The following is an 18,927-nucleotide window of genomic DNA, read 5'->3' on the forward strand; positions in this document are numbered from 1 at the left end:
ATCATGTTATAGATATGTTATTGCTGACAATATAAAATATAAGAATGAATCTGGACAAAGTAAATAAGAGATGATTTGAAAGGTTAAAGTGATAGTATATAAAAAGCAGATGGGTATACTGTATTCTTAACAGCAAGGATTCATCTTTACTTCCCACAGAACGAGTTACGGCCGTATGTGAGAAGCTATATCAAATCTATACGTCCTTGTACAGATTTGATATCATGTTTTGCAGATGGCAAAACATGATACTGTTTAGAACCACCACCATCCATGGCGGTAGTGAAGGGAAAAATATTTTTTTAAGGTGGAAATAAATTGTTTTTATTCACAGCCTAACTACCCTCACCCCCGGACAGCGATTGAAGCAGAAATCCTTTTTGCCGCTCGTGTAATGCAGGTGCGGTTTTTGAAGCGGCCGAGCGGAAAAACACCGCTTAAAAAAAACAGCAGCGGCAAAAAGATTGAAGCGGAAAGCGCGGTGCCGATACTTGTGTACTTTTATATAATCATAATAGTACACAAGTATCGGCAGTCCGCCAAAGAAAACTGCTTATTAAAAAGAAACACTGTGTTGGAGGTTTTTCCGCTTACGGCAATCCTTGCCGGAAGCGGAAAAACGATGCCTTTTGAAAAGAGGCGGAGCAGATACAAGGAGACAGCCGAAAATAAAGCGGAGGCGTATCGGGTATACGTCGAGCATTTATTTTCGGCGTGCGACGCCGTAGATGCCCGCATATTTTCAAAAGGTGGAGAAGCAGGAGTGATAGGAGTGATATCGGCGAAGGACAAATTTCCGAGCGAGTGCGTGTGGATAGAGTACGAGGCGGTACGGTAGGCTGAACAGAAGGGAGAAGCAGATGAAAAGAATAAAAGAAGCAGCGGCAGGGATAGTGAAGAAAGCAGTATTTACGGTCTATCTTTTTACGATGATAGCGCCCGGCGGAGCATACGGCCAGGGTCGGACGGAAGGAGCGCGTGGAGTAAAGCGAGAAGCAAGCTGGGAGCTGGTGAAGAAAGTTATCGGGAAAGAAGGAGGCGTGTTAGAGGCGGAAGGAGTGCGGTTTGTGATTCCTCGCGGGGCGGTAGAAGCGGAAGTCGAGATAACGATTAGCCGGCTGTATGAAGTAGCAGAGGGAGGAGAAGTAAAGAACGTCACGGCAGGGTTTGGCGGGTGGCGGTTTTTACCTAAGGGGATGAAGTTTAAAAGAGCGTGCGAACTCTCGCTTGAGTACGATGCGCGGATAGAAGGAGAAGATGCGCAGGGGATTTATACGTACTACTATGATGAGAAAGAGAAGCGGTGGGTTGCATTAGAGCGAAAGAGAGTCGATGAGGAAGGGAAGCGGATCGAATCGTATACGGATCATTTTACGGATATGATCAATGGGACATTGAGCTTACCGGAGAGCCCCGAGCCGGTGCGGGTGAACTTAAACAGCATCAAGGAGTTAAAAGCGGCAGATGCGGCAGGCGGGATAGAGGGGATAGAAGGACTGAAAGGAGGAAGTGAAGGAAGCGCATCGTTTGGGATAAAGCTCAAAGTACCGGAAGGAGTGAAAGGGATGGCGCCTGCTCTCTCGGTGAGCTATGCGAGCGGGAGCGGCTGGGGGCTATTAGGGAAGGGCTGGAGTTTAGGAGGAATAGAAAGCATCAGCATCGACACGAGGTTCGGGTTACCTGAGTATAACGGGAAGGACACGTACATAGTGGAAGGGAGTAGGGTACGGTATGAAGGGGGAGAGTGGAGAAAGGAGAAGGAACAGAAATACGAGCGGATAGAGAATGCATGGGCAGAAAGAAGAGGGGGAGCGGAAGAGAACTATTTTAAGATAACGGGAAAAGACGGACGGGAAAAGGTATACGGGAAAGAAAGGTGGAGCGGCAAAGGAGCAGGTGCAAAATATATTTATTATTTGGATAGGGAGAGCGACAGCTTCGGCAACGAGGTGAAGTATGTGTACAAGAAGGAAACCGGAGCAGAGGGTGAAGAGGTACTTCTTGAACAGGTTATCTACGGGAAAGAGAGAGATCGAAAGGTAACCATAGCGTATGAAGGAAGAGGTGATGCGCGGCTTGAGGGACGGGGAAAGTATGTGCGGAAAGAGAGTAAGCGGCTTAGCAGTATAGAGATGAGCGTCGGCGGGCGGATAGTGAGGAGATACGGCTTTGAATACCGAGAAAACGAGATGGGAGAGAGCCTACTTGTCAAACTTGAAGTAAAGGGAGAGGGAAGCAGCGAAGGATATGGGTATGAATTCGGGTATGAGCAAGCGGAGACGGATGAGAGGGGAAGGTTAAAAGTATTTGGAGAGACGGAAGGCTGGGAGAGAAGCGGAAGCATCGGGGAAAGTGTGCACATAAGCGGAGGGGGAAGCGGCAGCGGAGGAGCGGGAGTAAACTTTACAAACAGCGTGTCGATATCCGGCGGGATAACGGCGTCAGCGGGAAGCGGAAGGGGACACAGTAAGCGAAATTTTGTAGATGTGACGGGAGACGGGATAGCGGACATTGTGGAGTGGAAGAAAGGGGAAATAAGGATATATGAAGGGAAAAAGCGGAGCGACGGAAAGATAGGATATGAGCGTGCTGAGTACTTTGACGGGAAGGCATTAAAGGGGCTTTATTTAAGTGAGAATGAGGATTGGAACTGGAGCGTTGGAGGGAAGTTAGATATCAGCGGGGCCGGTGTCGGAGCGGGGATGGGACTGACGAAACAGTGGAGCCGCGGAGAAAGTAGAAGTGAATTTACGGATGTAAACCGAGACGGATACGTGGATTTTGTGTCGAACGGAAGATACTACGAAAACGATAGGGGAAGAGGATTTAAAGGAGGAGTGGGTTTACAGGGAGCGGAGAAAGCGGCGATCGGGGTCAGTGAAGCGGAGAAGAAGGAAGCGGAAAAAGGGCATTACTTTCAGGAAGGAGTGCAAGCGTGGCGGAGTGAGGTCAGCGGGGAGATAGAGATAGGAGTAGAGATACAAGAGAAAGGGAAGGGACAGTTAAGCGTGTGGAAGGGCACGAATAAAGAAGGGGTGAGGATAGGAGAGTGCACGGAGAAGAAGCGGTATGTGTTTACGGAAGCGATTAGGAGAGGCGAGTATATCTATTTTGCGACTGAGACGGATGATGAGGCGGAGATAGGGGAGAGCATCAAGGCAAGCATACGGATACGGTACCTAAAGTATAAAAGAGATGAATTACTGGGATCGCATATAGCGTATCAGCTGCCGGGGAGGCTGAATGAGGAGCCTGATAGAGAATTAGCCTCGCTTTACACGGAAGAGGAGAGTGAGGCAGATGAAGATGGGAAGCGAGATAGGTATTGGCTGCTGAAAAATGATTATCGAAGAGAGCTGAGTGAGCAAGCGATAGAGAAGATACTGGAAAAAGGATACTACACATACGTCGGAAGTGAGATAGCAAAGGAGACGTTTGAGAAGGTATTTAGCAGAATCGGCACAGATGATGAAAAGCAAAAGGTAAAAAAGAGCGTACAGTACGATGCGGGGTTTGAAGAATATATTTACACAGGGGATGGGTTCGGGAGTACGCTGTACAGCGATATCATCAAAAGGATGAGTGAGGGCGAACAAAAAGAAGCGGCAGGATATAAAAACGTTGACGGAAGCGTAAGGTACCCGCTGTATGACGGGGATGGAAAGGCATACTACCGAGATAGGCTTACGTTAAAAGTGAACAGCGAGCGGGAAAAGGGTGAGCGTGGCTACGAGAATGAAAAGGGAGTAGAAGTAGGGCTCATCAACGGAAAGACGTACCGGCTGGGTAAGGAGAACGGGGCGCTTATTCTGTATGAGCAGGGAAGAAGAAAAGAAGGGGCAGTGGTAACAAAAGAGGGGAAGAATGTAAAGGCAATAGTAGAGGGGCGGAGTAAGAAGGGGTATGAATTTTCGATTGAGCTTGCGGGGAGAACGCTCGGCAAGGTTATCAGTGAAGAGGAGTACGAGAAGGGAGCGAATGATAGAGTTGAGAAGGATGTGGAATACCGGATCAATCGAGTAGAAAGAATAAGCGAAAAGGTATACGAGAAGATAAAAGACAAGAGGATACAGAAAGGTAGCGAGACGATAGCAATAGGGACACTGTATGAAAAGTCGGGGAACGAGTGGCATTTGAAAGAGGGCGCCGCAGAAGAGGATAAAAAAGAGATAGTAAAAGCGTTGAAAGAAGCGCGGAGAGAAGGGAAAGTCATTATCGAAGAACAATGTGCTGGAGTAGGGGAAAGGAAGATACGAGAGATTGGAATATTCACTGCGGAAGAGAGGAAAGAAATCGGGGAAGAATATTTTGAAGCGATAGGGGATGGGTATCAAATAAAGAGCGGGATAGGAGAAGCGAAAGTTGCGCGATTGGAAAAGAAGCTAAAGCGGTATGAAAGTGAAATGTATGATTTTCCGTACTTTACACATGATAAGGTAAGAGGCGAATACCGGACGACGAAAGAGCAGCTTGAAAAAGAAGAAGTGCAGGAGTTTTTAGCGTATGTCGAAAGTTATTATTACGAAAGGGTCGGAGCGTGTATAGCGTATCCGCGTGAGAGCCTTTATGAGGTGCAAGGCGGACAGATAGAAGTGGTGAAGATACAAGGGGGGAAGGTTGTCACAACATGGGAAAGGATACAAGAGTACCGAGGGAATGAGAACTATTGGATTGGAAAGTATGAAGGGAAAGAAGGGATAGCAGGGTTCGGCCGGTATGAGCAGATGTACGGCGGGGCAAACCGGTGGTACTACGGACTTTATTCGAGGTGGGGGCAACAGCGCTTCAGTGTGCAAGCCCTGTTTGCACCGAATGAATATGAGAAGGAGTATGGAGGAAAAAATGGGAATGAAGGAGCAAAAAAAGTTGATAAGGAACAGCAGGAACTAAAAAAACAGGCAGATGCGAAAACATCGAAAGCGCCAAGCGGCGAGGCGGTAAAAGATAAGGTACGTACAGAGATAGCAAAAGGCACTCTGGGCGGATATAGCGCGGTACAGACGTATGGGAAGTATGTGGAAGAAAGCGGCAAACAGGACTCGCCCGGCGAAGCGCCGAAGAAGGATGAGGGAAGCGGACGTATATTTAGCGATAAAAGCCTTGTCGGAGCGGTTGTAGGCACGAGTGAAAACGGCTTTGATGCAGACGGACAGATGGCAAGCGTCATACATTACTATGCCGCGTATATCGATGATGAGGTGCTGCACTCAAGCCGAATAACCGGCGGGGCATACCGGAATCTGCCGTGGGTGAAAGGAGCGGGAGGCTTTGCACTTTCTGCGAATGAGAGTGAAAGCTATGACACGAACGTCGGTGCGCATGCGCTTAACTTCAATGGGAGCTTAGGGGGTAACACCGGAGAAAGTAAACAGATACAAGGCTATCAGGACATCGACGGGGACGGCTACCCTGATATTTTAAAAACAAGTTCAGGAGGATTGAGCGTACAGTACGGTAGCGGTGAAGGAGTCTTTAGCAGACTGGGATACCTCGGAGGAGGGGGCTTAAGCATGAACAGCAATAACTCGACGGTGTACGGAGCAGGACTGGGACTGTCGGGAGGGACGCAGACCGTACGAACAGTGATTGGGAGCATAAAGGATATATCAGTAGAACCGGCAGGTTCGACACCGTACGGAGTAAGCGCGAGTGTGGGAGGCAATTATTCACACGGCAATCAGTATCAGAGCAGCGGCTTAGTAGACATAAACGGCGATGGTTTACCCGACTACCAGACGATAGCAGGAGCGAAGCTGAATATCGGAGAAGCGTTTAAAGCGGCCGGGAAATGGAGCGAAGCGAACATTTCAAGCGGAACGGTCAAAAGCGGAGGAGGAAACTTCGGGATAGGATTGGCTATCGGGCCATTGGCTAGTTACGGAGGAGGAAACATCGGGGTCAACGTGAACATCAGTCAGACGGCCACGGAAACCCTTATAACCGACATCAACGGAGACGGGCTGCCCGACCTTTTGCGCGTACAAGAGGACGGCAGCTATGCTGTCAAATTGAATCGCGGAGCAGGATTCGACGGAAAAGAAAAGACAATTGAAGTACGGAATCTTGAAGGGGCGGAGTATAAAGATTATTACAATGGGGCGCTGAGCCGACTGGTAGGGACATCAGAACGTATCCAAGTGCCGTACCGACCGGGTGGCATGAATAAAAGTTTTGGAACAGCGGAAATAGAAAAGTTGTTACAGATACCGAAAGCACTGGAATTTAACACGAGCCGGAGCGTGGGCGTGTCCGGAAGTCTTTCAGGACAGGTGGGGTTTCCGGTATGGGCAGGGATTAATATCATTTGTAACTTTTCAGGTGGAGCGAGCGGAACCTATAGCGAAAGTGAGGTGAGCTTACGCCTCTTTGACGTAGACGGAGACGGCCTCGCCGACCGAGTGTTCAACATCGGAGGGGCGAATAAGCTGTATGTACAGCGGAACAAGTTAGGGAAAGTAGGACTATTAAAAACGATACACCTACCGACCGGTGGCAGCTATGAGATAGAGTACCAAAGAGTAGGGAACACGCGGGAATTACCGCAGAGTAAGTATGTGTTAAGCAGTGTAACGATGAATTCCGGACTTGAAACAAAATCAGGAAACATACAATCGTACCGCACAACCTACACCTACAAAGATGGCTACTATGACCGCAAAGCAAAAGAGTTCTATGGATTTAAGACAGTACGTGCGGTAACGGGAACGGGAAAGACGACCGAAACAGAATACTACATTGATGCCTATTACCGCAAAGGGATGGTAAAAAAAGAGACGGTCAGCCATAACGGCACCGTTTATTCGATAAAAGAGTATGAAACGGATGAAGTCCCTCATGCACGGGTAAAGCGAGAGTGGAACACGATACGGGAAGGATACCGTGAAATACGGACAGAAAGTGAGTATCGCTATGACCGGTACGGCAATGTTACGAGCTTAGAAGATAAAGGCGACGTTACGAATCCCAACGACGATATTATTGCCCGCATACGCTATTGGGATAGCGGCGATGAGCGGCGCTACTTTAAAGCACACCCGGAGCGTATCGAAGTGTTGGACGGTAAGAGCGGCAGGCTGTTGCGGAAGCGAGAAGGACGCTATGATAGCCAAACGGGCGCGATAACGGAAGTAAAACAATACACCGCAAATAACACACTCCTTACCTATACGATAGACTGGGATGAAAGCGGGAACATCAAGACCCTGATAAGTCCCACAGGCAAGAAGGTAAGCTACCGCTACCAAGATGGGATATATGTAAGTAAGATAACCGAAGAAGGCAGTAAAGGCGGCACTCCGTACGAGAGTACGCTCCTGTGGGACAGTGCCTTAGGGGTAAAACTTGAAGAAACCGACAGCGCGGGTAACACCATGAAGTATCGGTACGACGGCTTCGGCCGCGTTATTGAAGTGCGAAGCCCGTATGATGATCCGGCAAAAGTGCCCTACGCAAAGTACGAATACCATACCCCTTCATCTTCTTTCTGGTACACGGTAACGGCAAATAAGCTTACCACCGAAGCAACGGACGAAGCCGTGATGAAAACGATAGTCATGCACGACGGTTTAGGCCGCGCCCTCTACACGGCGAAAGAAGGGGAAGTGTACCGAGAAGGAACCGCCGGAGAAACGAATGTCGGCTGGAATATATCTGGGGCGACACACTACGATGAGGCAGGAAGAAAGATAAAAGAAGGAATGCCCTTCTTCTATGGAGGCGATTTACCGAATGAACTTGCCAACAAAGCCGCCTACGCAAGCGTCGAACAGTTCTATGAGCTGAACGACTTTACCAAGCTCCGCAACGAAACGGTATACACCTACGACGGCATAGACCGAGTAATAAAAACATTGTTGCCGGACGGAAGCGAGCAGAAAAATGAGTACGAAATAGAAGACGGTTTACAGGTAACAATCGCAACCGACCCGTTAGAGAATAAGAGCGTTACAAAGAAAGACGCGCGCGGAAACATCCGCGAAGTAGAGCGAAGAGACAAGGCAGACAACATCCTCACCAAGGGCCGCTACGAATATTCGGTATTGGGAGAGATGCTTCGCGCATACGACGCAAACGAAAACATTGTCTCGGTAACGTATGACCTACTCGGCCGAAGAGTAGCTTTAGAAAGTAAAGACTCAGGCCGGAAAGAATGGCGCTATGATAGCAAAGGCCTCCTTGAAGCAGAAACGGATTCACTGCTGCGCAGTAAGTTAAGCGAGATACAGTACCACTATGACGGCTTTGACCGCATCGTAAAGATAGACTACCCGTTCAGTGAAGATGTAACATACGAATACGGCGAAGCAGGGCAAGCGGGAGCAGGCGAGATAATCCGCAAAAAAGATGAATCAGGAGAAATACGCTACAAGTACGGGAAGTTAAGCGAAGTGGTCAAAGAGACACGAACGATTAAGCGCTATGAGCCGTTAAGCGAACCTGAAACGGCGAGCTTTACCTACCGCTCCGACTACTTAGGCCGTATGCAGACGATGCGCTACCCTGACGGGGAAACTATTACCTACACCTACGACAAAGGCGGACAGCTGAAAGGAGTGAGCGGTGTCAAGAACACGGTAAAAGGCTCTGAAACCTACAGTTACATCGACACGATTGTCTATGACGAACACGGACAGCGCGTCTACATCAAGTATGGTAACGGGGTAGAAACCAAGTACCGCTACGACGACAAGCGGCGATGGTTAAAAGACATTGAAACAAAGAATAAACAAACCGACGAAATCTTCCAAAAGATAAGCTATAGCTTTGACAAAGTCGGGAACGTCTTAGGTTACAGTAACGACGCAAGTGTGTACGAGACGAGCCAAAACTACACCTACGACAGTTTATACCAGCTTATCGGCGTAGAGGGCACGAGCAACCAGTACAAGGCGATAAAGAGCTTTGGAAGTACGCCGGTACATGTTGCAAAGTACAAGCAAGACTTCGCCTTTGACGGCATCGGGAACATGACAAAGAAGATGAGCACCACGAACCTCCCCGGCGCTCGCGGTAACGCCTACCCGAACGCAGAGCTTGACTACAGCCTTGATTACGAATACGACCCTGCCTACGCACACCGGCTTGTACACGCAGGAAACCGCTACTACCGCTATGACGCAAACGGCAACATAACGGCAGAAAAAGACGGCCCCTTTACCGAAGACGATGAGTTTATTTTTACATACAACTACGACCCCGACACCGACGTCTACGGCACCGACTACGGCTTCGGCCTTGACGCCCCGAAGGAGACGGAAGAGACGCATCCTGAGAACCTATTTGCGTACCGCCGTAACTACACCTGGAACGAGAAGAACTTACTCACCAAATCAAGCGACCGTACGTACACCGTACACTACCGCTACGGTGAGGACGGGCAGCGAGCCTTAAAGTATACGGACGAAGGAAGAAGTGAAACCTTATACTTTAATAACTTCTACACGATACACATCCCCGTGCAGGATAAGAATAACCCGCAAGGCTTACGCGTACATAAGCACATCTTTGTGGGTAACTCACGGCTTGTTACCGCGATGACGCACACCGATAACAACGGCGACAATGCAGAGCAGCGGGAGAAGCGGTATTATTACCACAGTGACCACTTAGGCAGCGCGCAGTTTGTAACCGACTGGCGAGGCAAGCAATACGAGCACATCGAGTACACGCCATACGGGGAACTGTGGATAGAGGAAGTAGCGGCCGGTTTAGACAAGCTGCCGTTCAGATTTACCGGCAAAGAGATGGATGAAGAGACGGGGCTGTACTACTACGGAGCGCGCTACCTTGACCCGAAGTATAGTAGATGGCTGAGTGGAGACCCTGCGCTGGGTGATTACATACCCAAAGCCCCGATAGACGACGAAGCGAAGAAGCATAACGAGAACTTACCCGGCATGGGTGGGGTATACAACATAGTCAATATGCACCTGTACCACTACGCGGGCAATAATCCGGTGAAGTATACGGATCCGGATGGGAAGATTGTTATTGCGCCTGCTGTTGTATGGGGAATCAATGCTACTTTATTCGGATACGGGGTAGTTGCTTCAAGAAACGATGAGATAGGGTTTGCTGCACGACATCCAATTATTGCTGTACAATTGGGACTGCCAAAAGATGGTGGGAGACATGGAATAAATAGTGCTGCCAGTAATTTTGCTATAAATTCAGGTTTATCAAAATTTGCATTTACTGGAGCTTCTCAAGATTTAGGAAGTAAAAAAGGGGCTTACCGCCATGCAGTATGGCAGGCAATTATTTGTTCAAAGTTTGGAGAGAATATCGCTACAGAAGTTGGCAATAGTCACGATCCAATTACTCCGGAAAAACAAGCTTCTTACACTTCTTTGATTGATGCGGATACATATTGTGATCAAATGAATAATATTATTGGTAGAAGTTTAGGAAAGGATAGTAATTTATCAAACAAAGAATTAGCATTGAAAGCATTAGATATTTTTCACGACTCTGGATTATATACAGTATCGCAAAACAAGGATGGAAGCTATAGCGTAGGAATAACAAAAATAAATGATAGTGAATATAATACTGCATATTCAGAGATTTTAAAAAGAAATAATCAAGGGCTGCTAGAATGATAAAAAATAAACTTTTAATAACTCTTATAATCTTTTCTTTCCTATTCTTATTAACATCATGCAAATCAAAGGAAGAAATAAGTATTATATCTCAAATACAAAAAAATAATTTTATTGATTTATCAGTTTATTGTAAGCAATTCGATAAAATTATCATTTATGATGAGGGATACTATTATTATGATAATAATAAAGAAGAATGGATTGGACCGAAAATATATTATTTTTTTAATGGAAAGATTGAAAAAGTGATTAATATGCGTTATTGTCCTGCTGATGTTCCGTATGGTACTATTATTTATTTTTATCCCTATACGGATGGAAAAATTATTTTAAGTAAAGGAAATACTATATTTTATCTTACACAGATAGAGAAATATAAAACAGGAAAACTGCTAAGGCTTGAAAATCAAAAAAAAGACATACAAACATGGTCATTTAAATGAAAACGATGCAAACATATCCGAGTAAATTATAATGATAGGATCACATTGATTCTATCTTAGAAAATCTCTCAGGGGCTTTTGAAAGCCATGATTATGGTGAATTTCTTAAAGATCAGAAAGCGAAACTTCAAGATGAAATTAAGAGTAATAAGAAATATGATTCAAAACAAGTTATAGAAATAACAAAAGCTGCTGATTTTTATGGAGCCAGTAGGTATAAAGAAAGACGCGATTCATCTAATCCTAAGCCGCCAATTGACTATGAAAAAGCGTATAAGAAATATAAAGAGGACTGTCGATTAGATGAGTAAATGGCCTAAAAGAAAACTTATACACATCTTGTTCTATTCTTTAGTGCAAATACCGACATTTTTCTATGGTGTATATAGGTGTTCGAATAGACGAGATGGGCTAGTAGAATATCCTTTTATAACAGCGGAAGCGATGAAATCCGATACATCAGTCATATATGATGAAGAAGGAGTAGAAATTGGAGAGATTACGGTACAGAGGAATAATGATGGACTTATATGTAGTATAAAAGGAGTTGAGGTGCATGGTGTTTCGGTGTTAGAAAAAGAATATACATGGAAAAAAATTGAATATCACAATATGTATTTTATACTTAAAGATCATGATAGTGAAAGATATTGGTATTGCGATACTGGTGATTCAATTTTGCTTATTAACAAAGTTAGAAAGAAAAAATATGCAGATTGGTGGTTTGGCGGAAAAAAGGAAGATGCTTATTTTTTTGTGAAGTAAGCAAGGAACATTATAACTGGATGTTGGATAGAGATATGCCACTGCAAACAGTCGTATTTATAGATGAGGATAAGAAGATGTATTTCTGTATTTTTATGCAATGATATATAATATTAATAATATAAGACTTCATCTTCTCTTTCTCACAGAACAAGTTACGGCTGTATGTGGGAAGCCATATCAAATCTGTACGTCCTTGTACAGGTTTGATATCATGTTTTGCTGATAGCGAAACATGATATTATTTAGAACCACCGCCATCCATGGCGGTATTGAAAGGGCAAATATTTTATTAAGGTGAAAACAAATTGCTTTTATTCACAGCTAAATTATCCTCTTCCCTGGACAGCGATTGAAGCAGAAATCCTTTTTGCCGCGCGTATAATGCAGGTGCGGTTTTTGAAGCGACCGAGCGGAAAAACACCGCCTGAACAAAACAGCAGCGGCAAAAAGATTGGAGCGGAAAGCGCGGTGCCGATACTTGTGTACCTTTGCATTGTATTGATAGTACACAAGTATCGGCAGTCCGCCAAAGAAAACTGCTCATTAAAAAGAAACACTGCGCCGGAGGTTTTTCCGCTTACGATAGGAAGCGGAAAAACGAAGCCTTTTGAAAAGAGGCGGAGCAGATACAAGGAGACAGCCGAAAATAAAGCGGAGGCGTATCGGGTATACGGTGAGCATTTATTTTCGGCGTGCGACGCAGTAGATGCCCGCATATTTTCAAAAGGGGACGGGGATGGGTTAGCCGACAGGGTCTTTAACGTCGGAGGGGCAAATAAGCTGTATGTACAGCGGAACAAGTTAGGGAAAGTAGGACTATTAAAAACGATACACCTTCCGACCGGCGGCAGCTATGAGATAGAGTACCAAAGAGAAGGAAACACGCGGGAATTACCGCAGAGTAAGTATGTGTTAAGCAGCGTCACAATGAACTCAGGGCTTGAAACAAAAGCCGGAAACATACAAAGCTATAAAACGCAATACACCTACAAAGACGGCTACTATGACCGCAAAGCAAAAGAGTTCTACGGGTTTAAGACAGTACGTGCGGTAACGGGAACGGGAAAGACGAGTGAGACGGAGTATTACATTGATGCCTATTACCGCAAAGGGATGGTAAAAAAAGAGACGGTAAGCTATAACGGCGCTGTTTATTCGATAAAAGAGTATGAAACGGATGAAGTCCCCCATGCACGGGTAAAGCGAGAGTGGAACACCATACGGGAAGGATACCGGTCGATACAAACGGAAAGCGATTATCGCTATGATCGATACGGCAATGTTACGAGCTTAGAAGATAAAGGCGACGTTACGAATCCCAACGATGACATCGTTGCACGCATACGCTATTGGGATAGCGGCGATGAGCGGCGCTACTTTAAAGCACATCCTGAGCGCATCGAAGTGTTGGACGGCAAGAGCGGCAGGCTGTTGCGGAAGCGAGAAGGACGCTATGATAGCCAAACGGGCGCGATAACGGAAGTAAAACAATACACGGGCAATAACACACTTCTTACCTACACGATAGACTGGGATGAAAGCGGGAATATCAAAACACTCACGAGCCCCACCGGAAAGAAGGTGCGCTACCGCTACCAAGACGGGATATACCCGGTTAAGATAACGGAAGAAGGAAGTACAGGCGGAGTGCCGTACGAGAGCACGCTCCTTTGGGATAGCGCCTTAGGAGTAAAGCTTGAAGAAACCGACAGCGCGGGTAACACCATGAAGTATCGGTACGACGGCTTCGGGCGGGTCATTGAAGTGCAGAGCCCCTATGATGATACGGCAGGCACTCCCTACGCAAAGTACGAATACCATACCCCCGCATCTTCTTTCTGGTACACGGTAACGGCAAATAAGCTTACCACCGAAGCGGCCGACACGGCCATTATGAAAACGATAGTCATGCATGACGGCTTAGGCCGCGCCCTCTACACGGCGAAAGAAGGAGAAGTGTACCGAGAAGGAACCGCCGGAGAAACGAATGTCGGCTGGAATATATCAGGGGCGACACACTACGATGAGGCGGGAAGAAAGATAAAAGAAGGAATGCCCTTCTTCTATGGCGGCGATTTACCGGCTGAGCTTGCAAGCAAAGCTTCTTACGCAAGCGTCGAGCAGTTCTATGAAACGAACGACTTTACGAAACTTAGAAACGAAACCGCCTACAGCTACGACGGAATAGATAGAGTAATCAACACATTGTTACCCGACGGGAGCGAGCAAAAAAATGAGTACGCAATAGAAGATAATCTACAGATAACAATCGCAACCGACCCGTTAGAGAATAAGAGCGTTACAAAGAAAGACGCCCGTGGAAACATCCGGGAAGTAGAACGCCTCGATAAAAACGGCACACGCTTAACCAAAGGCCGCTACGAATACTCAGTCCTCGGCGAAATGCTTCGCGCGTATGACGCCAATGAAAACATTGTCTCGGTAACGTATGACCTACTCGGCCGAAGGGTTGCCTTAGAAAGTAAAGACACCGGAAGGAAAGAATGGCGCTATGACAGTAAAGGGCTTCTTGAAGCGGAATCGGATTCACTGCTGCGCAGTAAGTTAAGTGAGATACAGTACGTCTATGACGGCTTTGACCGGCTCGTAAAAATAGACTACCCGTTTAGTACCGATGTCGAATACACCTACGGCCAAGCAGGCCAGGCTGGTGCCGGAGAGATAGTGTATAAGAAGGATGAGAGTGGAGAAATACGCTACAAGTACGGACGCTTAAGTGAAGTAATAGAAGAGACACGAACGATTAAGCGTTACGAGGCCTTAAGCGAACCTGAAACGGCGAGCTTTACCTACCACTCCGACTACTTAGGCCGTATGCAGACGATGCGCTACCCTGATGGAGAAGTGATAACCTACACCTACGATAAGGGTGGACAGCTCAAGGGGGTGAGCGGTGTAAAGAACACGATAAAGGGAAGTGAAAACTACCGTTACATTGACACGATTGTCTATGACGAACACGGACAGAGAGTATACATCAAATACGGAAACGGCGTAGAGACCCGCTACCGCTACGACGACAAACGCCGATGGTTGAAAGACATTGAAACAAAGAATAGACAGACCGATGAGGTATTCCAAAAGATAAGCTACCGCTTCGATAAAGTCGGCAATGTCTTAGGCTACAGCAACGACGCAAGCGTGTATGAGACGAGCCAGAGCTACACCTACGACAACCTCTACCAGCTTATCGGAGTGGAGGGAACAAGCAACCAGTACAAGGCGATAAAGAGCTTTGGAAGTACGCCGGTACATGTCGCAAAGTACAAGCAGGACTTTGCCTTTGACGGTATTGGGAACATGACACGTAAGGTAAGCACCACGAACCTCCCCGGCGCTCGCGGTAACGCCTACCCGAAAGCAGAGTTAGACTACAGTCTTGATTACGAATATGACCCGGCCTACGCACACCGCTTAATTCATGCAGGGAACCGCTACTACCGCTATGATGCAAACGGCAACATCACGGCAGAAAAAGACGGGCCCTTTACCGAGGACGAGGAGTTTATCTTTACATACAACTACGACCCCGACACCGACGTCTACGGCACCGACTACGGCTTCGGCCTTGACGCGCCGAAGGAGACGGAAGAGACGCATCCTGAAAACCTATTTGCGTACCGGCGTAACTACACGTGGAATGAGAAGAACTTACTCACTAAATCGAGCGACCGCAGCTACACGGTACACTATCGCTACGGTGAGGACGGACAGCGCGCGCTCAAGTATACGGAAGAAGGACGAAGCGAAACCTTATACTTCAATAACTTCTACACGATACACATCCCCGTGCAGGATAAAAACAACCCGCAAGGCTTACGCGTACATAAGCACATCTTTGTGGGGAACAGCCGTCTTGTTACGGCAATGACCCACACCGACAACAACGGAGATAACGCCGAGCAGCGGGAAAAGCGGTACTACTACCACTCAGACCACTTAGGCAGCGCACAGTTTGTAACCGACTGGAGAGGTAGACAATACGAGCATATCGAGTACACGCCTTACGGAGAACTGTGGATAGAGGAAGTCGCGGCCGGCTTAGACAAGCTGCCGTTCAGGTTTACCGGTAAGGAGATGGATGAAGAGACAGGACTGTACTACTACGGCGCGCGCTACCTTGACCCGAAGTATAGTAGGTGGCTGTCGGGAGATCCGGCATTAAGCGACTACATACCCAAAGCGCCGATAGACGACGAGGCGAAGAAGCACAACGAGAACTTACCCGGCATGGGCGGGGTGTTTAATGTGGTGAATCTGCACTTGTATCACTACGCGGGGAATAATCCGGTGAAGTATACTGATCCGGATGGGAGAATTACAAAAGAGCAGACGAGGGATATAGCTAGAGCAGTAGTGGCAAATCCTTTTGCCGTGTGGGCTGCACAAAATGGATATGCCCCTAATGAAGCAGTTGGGTTTACCTATGACTCACATACAGGTCTTTACCATGCTACATTCGATTGTTGGCAAGGGAGTTTGTTTGATGGAAACATAGGCTATAACATACTGTATGATATCGGTTTTGATCTTGCGACAGACATGAAAACAGTGAGGTTTGATTTTTCATCCGGAGGCAAAGGATATACACTTTGGGGGTGGAAAGGAGATTATTTAAATCTTGGTGCAGGGTGTGAACTTGGAATTTATACACGGGCAACAGGCTTGGCGGGACTAGTAGGACATTTTAAGGTTGATAAATCTTTAGCAATGGATATGCAAGCAAGTTTAACCTTAAATGGAAAAGAAGTTGGTAGTTTTAAGGGGATACATTGGTGGGCGACCAGCTTTAATCCAAGGGTACAAGGGGTAAAGGCAAGCGACTTAAAAGCCCAGTTTACCGTTAATTTTGGTAACAATAAACAAATGTATCAAGATTTCAAAGCAGAATGGGATAAAAAAGGTTCAGGATGGACATTTAATGATGATAATTGTTCTGCAAAACTTAATTTCTAAGGAGTTGATATGAAAAAACTATTTTATGTTGTTGTATATGGAATGATATTATTTACTGAGGGGTGGGGATGGCCTCTGATTTTTCAAGATATGAAGCACATAGAGAAGAAAAAAGCAGAAGCGCTTTTGCTGGCAATAAAAAACAAAGATAAAATTAGCTTTAAAAAGCACTTTATTCCTCACATAGAACACTTTTCCTCTCACTATGATGAAGATGTTGATCATTTATTTGAGCGATTTCAAATTCAAACGTATGAGGTTATTGATGTAATGGTGTATGAATCGGCTTTATACCAGGATGGAGAAGGTATCGTTCAGTGGAATGTTTCTATGTTAATTGCTACGGATATTGGAGAATTACGATTAATGTTTGTTGATGTCCGAAAAGACTATAGACATAAGGAAAATGTGGGAATACGCGGTTTATTTTTATTAGAAGAGAGGAAGGCCGATGAAATTGATTTTGATGATTTTGATCTTAGTACACTTCCATATGGAGTCTATGTTGAATCTATTAAGTAAAATAAAAACAATATAAACCTATTGCTAAAAGTATGAAAACAACATTTTGTTTTTATTCACAGCTTAATTATTCTCACCCCCGGACAGCGATTGAAGTGAAAATCTTCTATCAAGCGTTGTACGTCCTGAGTACAACGCTTGAACACAAGTTTGACGAAATGTCAAACTTGTGTACTGACAGGATGTCAGGGGAGCTAAGCAAAAGAGAGTTGTTCTACTGAAAAACTTGTAATTCAGAAATATACACGGAAGTACATTTTTGAATGTTTCCATCCGTGGACGATTGTAAAATCGTGCCGGGTTTTGGAGTAAGGTGGAAATTTAATGATAATTCCAATACAGCGACTTTAAATTTTTAAAAGGAGAAAATATGAGTAAGCGAAAATTTATTGTATTTGTCGTTTTATATATGCTTATTTTTGTAAATTGTCGAGGGAAGGAAACTATGCGGTTATTTATGAGCCATGATCAAAAAAATTTAGAAATTGCTGATAAAATAATAACATATTTAGACTTAAAGGATGAAGATGGATTATATTCTTTATTTTCAGAGCAAGTTATAGAAGAAGATGAAGCATTAAAAGATGAAATTTTAGCGTTATTTAGTTCTTATCATGGTTCTGTTGTAAAATATGAGGAGTGGGCTATTGGCGTGGAGACAAAAATTGAAAAGGGAGATAAGTTATCGCAATACTATTCACGATTCCTAGTATGGATAGGTGAGACTGAATATATGTTACATTATATATATATTGTAGAAAATTCTTTTAATAGAGAAACAGAAGGCGTAAGAACTATAAAATTTATTAGAAAAGAAGATGAAGAGAAATATTTCTGTTATTGGGATCAATTGAAAGCCGGAGTTTTTATTCCAGAGTGATCAGATGCCTGTGTATGCTTAAGAATAAAAAGTTACGAGCGATTTATAATTATATTCCCCCAGAACGAGTTACGGCCGTATGTGGGAAGCCATATCAAATCTGTACGTCCTTGTACAGATTTGATATCACGTTTTGCTGACGGCAAAACGTGATCCTGTTAAAACCACCGCCGTCCGTGACGGTATTTAAAGGGATAGTATTTTTTTAAGGTGAAAACAAATTGTTTTTATTCACAGCTTAATTATTCCCTCCCCCGGACAGCGATTGCAGCAGAAATCCTTTTTGCCGCGCGTATAATGCAAGTGCGGTTTTTGAAGCGCTTAAGCGGAAAAACACCGCTTAAACAAAACAGCAGCGGCGAAAAGATTGGAGCGGAAAGCGCGGTGCTGCATTTTGTTTTCTTTATAGTAATAGTAAACAAAATGCAGCAGTCCGCCAAAGGAGGATGCTTATTAAAAAGAAACACTGTGTTGGAGGTTTTTCCGCTTACGATAGGAAGCGGAAAAACGATGCCTTTTGAAAAGAGGCGGAGCAGATACAAGGAGACAGCCGAAAATAAAGCGGAGGCGTATCGGGTATACGTCGAGCATTTATTTTCGGCGTGCGACGCCGTAGATGCCCGCATATTTTCAAAAGGTGGCGAAGCAGGAGTGATAGCGGTAACATCAGCGAAGGATAAATTTCCGAGCGAGAGTGTGTGGATAGAGTACGAGGCGGTAAGGTAAGGGGAGA

At 45.5% G+C, this 18,927-nt stretch carries 8 protein-coding genes; all 8 read left to right on the top strand.

The window, feature by feature from the left end; translation table 11 throughout:
• Nucleotides 1-307: 307 nt before the first annotated feature.
• Nucleotides 308-838, top strand: coding sequence for a hypothetical protein (locus tag E4N69_RS00970; protein ID WP_253824194.1), 531 nt, complete (start codon nt 308-310; stop codon nt 836-838).
• A 22-nt stretch (nt 839-860) separates the two neighbouring features.
• A complete protein-coding gene (locus tag E4N69_RS00975; RefSeq protein WP_253824195.1) occupies nt 861-10,601 on the top strand; it encodes a toxin TcdB middle/N-terminal domain-containing protein in 9,741 nt (3,246 codons plus the stop codon).
• Complete coding sequence (locus tag E4N69_RS00980) at nt 10,598-11,047, top strand: hypothetical protein (RefSeq protein ID WP_253824196.1); 450 nt, start codon at nt 10,598-10,600, stop codon at nt 11,045-11,047. The genes E4N69_RS00975 and E4N69_RS00980 overlap by 4 nt, the downstream gene beginning before the upstream one ends.
• 444 nt (nt 11,048-11,491) lie before the next feature.
• Entirely contained in the window at nt 11,492-11,812 is a 321-nt protein-coding gene (locus tag E4N69_RS00985; protein WP_253824197.1) for a hypothetical protein, read from the top strand.
• 399 nt (nt 11,813-12,211) lie between these two features.
• Nucleotides 12,212-16,792: a toxin TcdB middle/N-terminal domain-containing protein gene (locus tag E4N69_RS00990; protein WP_253824198.1), complete on the top strand. Its 4,581-nt coding sequence runs from the start codon at nt 12,212-12,214 to the stop codon at nt 16,790-16,792.
• Nucleotides 16,793-16,801: 9 nt separating this feature from the next.
• Nucleotides 16,802-17,314 (top strand): DUF5104 domain-containing protein, encoded by a 513-nt coding sequence (locus E4N69_RS00995; RefSeq protein ID WP_253824199.1) that lies wholly within the window; start codon nt 16,802-16,804, stop codon nt 17,312-17,314.
• A gap of 370 nt (nt 17,315-17,684) precedes the next feature.
• Nucleotides 17,685-18,194, top strand: a complete 510-nt coding sequence (locus tag E4N69_RS01000; protein WP_253824200.1) for a DUF5104 domain-containing protein — start codon at nt 17,685-17,687, stop codon at nt 18,192-18,194.
• A 210-nt stretch (nt 18,195-18,404) separates the two neighbouring features.
• A complete protein-coding gene (locus tag E4N69_RS01005; RefSeq protein WP_253824201.1) occupies nt 18,405-18,920 on the top strand; it encodes a hypothetical protein in 516 nt (171 codons plus the stop codon).
• Nucleotides 18,921-18,927 lie beyond the last annotated feature (7 nt).

This window comes from Treponema sp. OMZ 906, from assembly GCF_024181185.1.
Classification (GTDB): Bacteria; Spirochaetota; Spirochaetia; order Treponematales; family Treponemataceae; genus Treponema.